The organism is uncultured Campylobacter sp. (genome assembly GCF_937949835.1).
GTDB lineage: Bacteria > Campylobacterota > Campylobacteria > Campylobacterales > Campylobacteraceae > Campylobacter_B.
On sequence record NZ_CALEDC010000220.1, the window covers coordinates 1 to 5,802 of the forward strand.

Genomic DNA, 5,802 nt, shown 5'->3' on the forward strand with positions numbered 1-5,802 from the left:
TTTAGCCTAAGGCGTGGCACGTATATACGACGCGGAATTTTAAAATTTTAAAATTCCTAGTAGAACTCGAAAAGCTAAAAACCGCTAAATATGCTAAACTTAAAGCCAAATTTAAAAAGCCGGAGAGAAAACCGATGAACGTTCATAAAATCGCCTACACGAGAGTTATCGCGCTGGCGTTTGCCGCCTTTATTTTTAACACGACGGAATTTATCCCCGTGGCGCTGCTAAGCGACATCGCGGCGGATTTTAGTATGGACGTTACGAGCACGGGGCTAATCATCACAATCTACGCGTGGGCGGTGAGTATCCTCTCACTGCCGCTGATGCTGCTAACCTCAAAGCTTGAGCGTAAGAGGCTACTTTTGCGGCTTTTCGTACTGTTTACGCTAAGCCACGTCCTGGCCGCCATTGCGTGGAATTTCGCCGTTTTGGTAATTGCGCGCCTTGGCATCGCGATTTCGCACGCGATCTTTTGGTCGATCACCTCATCGCTCGTCGTGCGCGTAGCGCCGATAAATAAAGGCTCTCAGGCCATCGGCATGCTGGCTTTGGGCACCTCGCTGGCGATGGTTTTGGGGCTTCCTTTGGGGCGCGTGGTCGGCGAGCTTTTCGGCTGGAGGATTACGTTTTTTGCGATCGGCGCGCTTGCGGCGGCGGAGGCGCTGTTTCTTTGGAAAATTTTACCGTTTTTGCCAAGCAGGCGCGCGGGCTCTCTTGCGAGCCTGCCGATGCTTGCAAAGCGCCCTATGCTGCTTGCTTTGTATCTGCTGACGTTTTTGATCGTAGGCGCGCATTTTACGACCTACAGCTATGTCGAGCCCTTCGTGGCGAAATTTAATCCCGCAGGCGATCACTTCGTAACCTACGTCCTGCTTGCATTCGGCGCTTCGGGCATCGCCGCTAGCATGCTTTTTTCAAAGCTTTACCGCTCATTTGCGAACGCTTTTTTGATCTGCTCGATCCTTTTTATCCTAGCCTCGGCGCTAACGCTAAAAATCTTTGTCGCAGAGAGCGCGGCGCTGCTGCTCGCGGCTTTCGTCTGGGGTATAGGTATTTCCGGCTTTGGGCTTTGTTTGCAGATTAGGGTTTTGGCGCTGGCTCCCGATGCTACCGACGTCGCGATATCGATCTACTCGGCGATATATAACGTAGGCATCGGCGGCGGAGCGCTTTTGGGGCATCAGATCGCAACGAAATTCGGGCTTGAACACATAGGCGAGGCGGGCGCGATACTGGGCGCACTAGGGCTTGCAAGCTACCTCTATGCAAGCGTGAAATTCGCGGAGAAAAAATAGAGCGAGCAAAAAACTAAAGATGGCACAAAATGACGCAAGAAATTTTACAAGCCTTCGTCCCGCTTAAAACCTCGCTAAACACGGTAAAAGATTGGGTCGAGCTAAAATAAAAGGAGAAAATATGAAAATTTATGATGAACTAAAGTCGTGCCTAAAGGCGCAAAACGATCTTTTAGATGAAAAAGGCGAGATAAAAAAGTGGGTCGCTTTGGAGCGAGCTAGAAGTTTTGACGGCGAGCTTTTATCTCTTTTGTTAGGAAATGAAACGATAAAGAGCGAATTTTTTAAAGAAATTAGCGGAGCAACGGTATTTATGCAAAATAAATTTTGTGATTTTTTGGAGCTAAAGAGCTTTATGCCGGATAGCTTTACAAGCTTTAAAAACCAAATCGGACTTTCTAGTAAAGATAAATTTATCGGTAAAAGTAGCGAAGTCGTGTTAAATTTTCCTTATAAAGACTGCGTTCTAGAAGGCGGTGCAAGCCATGACGATGATAAGGGTAACGAGATATTTTTTAATGAAATTTTAGCTAGAGATGAGATAACCCAACTTTGCGATCCAAAAGTTCTAACTGCATTCGAGCGTATCAGCCGTCAAAGTCAGTCAGTCAGTTCCACGCAGCTTAAAGGCGGCTTAGTAAATAAATTTAATCGTAATGCCGAGATTAATCTCGCTCGCAATCTGCCGCAAGATACTATCACCGATAATCTTTTAATAAAAGGCAATAACCTTTTGGCTTTACACTCTTTAAAAAAGGAATTTGCTGGGCGCGTAAAACTTATCTATATAGATCCGCCTTATAACACTGGTAACGATAGCTTTAACTACAACGATAGTTTTAATCACTCCACTTGGCTTGTTTTTATGAAAAATCGCCTTGAAATAGCAAGGGAACTTTTAAGAGAGGATGGCAGTATCTATGTAAATTTAGATTACAATGAAGTCCATTATTGTAAAGTTCTAATGGATGAAATTTTTGGTTTAGAAAATTTTCAAAGAGAGGTTATTTGGAGAATAGGTTGGCTGTCTGGATATAAAACAGGAGTAAGTAATTATGTTAGAAATCATGACTCTATTTTATTCTATTCAAAAAATAAAAATAAAATGTTCTTTAATAAAATATATATAGATAATTCAAATTTTAAGGAATTAATTAGTAAGAATAAACTTACGGACATATTATGTGATTACGATATGGATAAAAAGCAAATCAGTAATATTTATAATAAAATAAATTTTGATACTAGAATTAAAAGATATCCTATTGAAGATGTATGGAATGCAAACGAATATGACGATTTAAATAGTATTGCAATAGTTAGCTACTCTGGTGAATCTGTGTCTAAAATGTTAGGAACAGATGAAGTAAAAGGACAAAAATCTGAAAAATTGATTCAAAGAATTATACAAAGTTCAACAAACGAAAACGACATAGTCCTTGACTTCTTTGCTGGAAGCGGGACGACTGCGGCGGTTGCGATGAAAATGAATAGGCAATTTATCGCTATCGAGCAGATGGATTACATAGAAACGATAACCAAAGAGAGGCTTAAAAATGTGATTGAGGGCGAACAAGGTGGCGTAAGCAGGGCTTTAGATTGGCAAGGCGGCGGCGAATTCGTATATTTTGAGCTTAAAAAGCACAATGAACTTTTTAAAGAAAAAATCCTTAAAGCAAAAAATAAAAAAGAGATGCTAGAAATTTTTAAAGAGATAGATAATAACGCATTTTTAAGCTACAAGGTCGATATGAAAAAATTTAGCAAAAACATAGACGAGTTTGAGACTTTAAGTCTAGATGAGCAAAAGCGGATACTAGATGAGTTTTTAGACAAAAATCAACTTTACGTAAATTTAAGCTCTATTAATGATGCGGACTTTGAAATCTCGGATGACGAAAAAGAAGCGAGCGCCAGCTTTTACGGAGAGAGAAAATGAAATTCCTGCATGAAATTTTAACTGGCGAGTTTGGAAAGCGTGGGATTGAAGCCGCAAATTTACCAAAAAGCGTGAGCGAAAATTTAAAATTTACGATTAGAGAGTATCAAAAAGAGGCATTTAAGAGATTTATTCTTTTATATGAAAACGACTTTAACGGTAAGCCGCAGTTGCCTCTTCATACGATGTTTAATATGGCGACTGGAAGCGGTAAAACGCTTGTTATGGCTGGGCTTATACTTTATCTTTTTGAGAAAGGATATAAGAATTTTATATTTTTCGTAAATAGCGACAATATCATCAAAAAGACGAAAGAAAATTTCTTAAACGCAAATTCTAATAAATATCTCTTTACTGAGCGAATTTTTATAAACAGTAAGGAAATTTTTATAAAAGAGTGCGAGAATTTTGAGGGTATACAAAACGAAAATGAGATAAATATCAAATTCTGCACAATCCAAAAGCTACACTCAGACCTAAATTCGCCAAGAGAAAATGCAGTTACATTTGAGGATTTGGCAGATAAAAATATCGTTTTGATTGCCGATGAAGCTCATCATCTAAGTGCTGACACAAAGAATAATACTGAAATTCTAGAAGAGTTCCAAACACCAAGTTGGGAAAACACGGTTGCTAAAATTTTAAAAATAAATTCTAAAAATCTTTTGCTTGAATTTAGTGCGACTTTGGATTATGAGAGTGTAGAAATCGCTGAAAAATATAAAGACAAAGTACTTTATAAATATGATTTAAAGGCATTTAGAGAGCAGGGATACTCAAAGGAAATCGAGCTTTTTAAAAGTGATATGAGCGATGAAAATAAGATGATGAGTGCTGTTATTTTTAATTTATATAGAGGTGTTTTGGCTGCAAATCATGATATAAATTTAAAGCCCGTAATTTTATTTAAGTCAAAAACTATAAAAGAATCAAACGAAAATGAAGAGAAATTTAGGCGGCTTGTAGACGAAGCGGACGCAAATTTTGTAGATAAATTTAGGAACGAAATCAAAGATGAAACGCTAGCTAAGGCTTTTAAATTTTTTGACGCCAATGGGATTTCAAGCGATAATCTAGCACAAAGGATAAGACAAAATTTCAAACCACAAAACTGCCTAAACGTAAATAACGAAAGCGAGGTAAAGGAAAAACAGATTGTTTTAAACTCTCTTGAGGACGAGCAAAATCCAGTGCGAGCGATATTTGCTGTAAATAAGCTAAATGAGGGCTGGGACGTGCTAAACCTTTTTGATATTGTTAGGCTTTATGATAGCAGAGACGGTAGAAACGGTAAGCCTGGTAAAACAACCATAAGCGAAGCTCAGCTAATCGGACGAGGGGCTAGATATTTTCCATTTAAAATAAACAGCGAAGATGATAAGTTTAAAAGGAAATTCGATAAAGACGTAGATAATGAACTAAGAATTTTAGAGGAAATTTATTATCACACAAGCAATGATAGTAGGTATATAAGTGAGCTAAAGACGGCTTTAAGGGATGTTGGAATTTATGATGAAGATATGGTTCGCAAGGAGCTTAAGCTAAAGGATAGCTTTAAGGCGACTAGCTTTTATAAAAACGCTCTTGTGTGGCATAACGACAAAATTCTGATGGGATATGATAAGGCTAAATTTGAAGAGATACCAAAGGAAATAGATTTTACGCTTGGGTCAAATTTGGTCTTTAAGGAGGTTGTGTTTAATGATGAAAATTTAACTGCTAAATCACGCAAAATACTTAAAGAAAAGAAAATTCCACGGCATATTTTGAGGGTAGCGATGAGCGCGGATGAGTATTTTTACTTTGAAAATTTGCAAGCAAATTTTACCGATATAAAATCTACAAGCGAGTTTTTAAAACTTTTGGAGGATAAATTTAGCGTAAATTTTATAAGCGATACCGATGAGAGGGTTATTTCTAGCGATGAGTATCTAGCTGCCGCAAAAAAGCTTTTAAGGCATATAAAAGATAATTTTGAAACAATTTCAAAATATAAGGCGAGTGAATATAAAAGTAAAAAATTTAATGAAATTTTTAAGGATAAAAGCCTAAATATCGCTAAAAATGATGAACGAACAGATGGGCAAGAAGGGGTTGTAAGCGATAAAGAATGGTATGCATTTAATGCAAATTACGGTACGAGTGAAGAGAAGGCTTTCGTAGAGTTTTTCGCTAAGCATGCAAACGAAATTTCGCAAAAATTTAGTGAAATTTATCTTGTGCGAAACGAGAGGGAGCTAAAAATTTATGACGAAAAGGGGCAGGCTTTCGAGCCCGATTTTTTGCTATTTTGCAAAAGCCTTAGCGGAGAGGAGCTGAATTATCAAATATTTATCGAGCCTAAAGGCGACGGCTTTATGGCGAATGACAGGTGGAAAGAGGAATTTTTGGAGCGAATTTTTAGCGAAAAACTACTGCGAAACGAGAAAGGACGTAAATATCTAATCACCGCCGCGCCGAAATTTTATAATAGAAATTATGAAAAAGAATTTGGCTTGAAATTTAAAGAAGTTTTAGATTTAGAGTAATTAAAATCCGCCGCATAATCTATAAATTACTTTGCGG

Annotated in this window: 3 protein-coding genes; all 3 read left to right on the forward strand. The window is 38.0% G+C overall.

Annotated features, from left to right (window positions below; all coding sequences use genetic code 11):
- Window positions 1–134: 134 nt before the first annotated feature.
- The 3 genes from Q0256_RS05075 (at window position 135) to Q0256_RS05085 (ending at window position 5,765) form a co-directional block, all read left to right on the forward strand.
- A complete protein-coding gene (locus tag Q0256_RS05075) occupies window positions 135–1,298 on the forward strand; it encodes a sugar transporter (RefSeq protein WP_297960692.1) in 1,164 nt (387 codons plus the stop codon).
- Between the two features lie 121 nt (window positions 1,299–1,419).
- Window positions 1,420–3,237: a site-specific DNA-methyltransferase gene (locus Q0256_RS05080; protein WP_297960695.1), complete on the forward strand. Its 1,818-nt coding sequence runs from the start codon at window positions 1,420–1,422 to the stop codon at window positions 3,235–3,237.
- Entirely contained in the window at window positions 3,234–5,765 is a 2,532-nt protein-coding gene (locus tag Q0256_RS05085; RefSeq protein ID WP_297960699.1) for a DEAD/DEAH box helicase family protein, read from the forward strand. The genes Q0256_RS05080 and Q0256_RS05085 overlap by 4 nt, the downstream gene beginning before the upstream one ends.
- Window positions 5,766–5,802 lie beyond the last annotated feature (37 nt).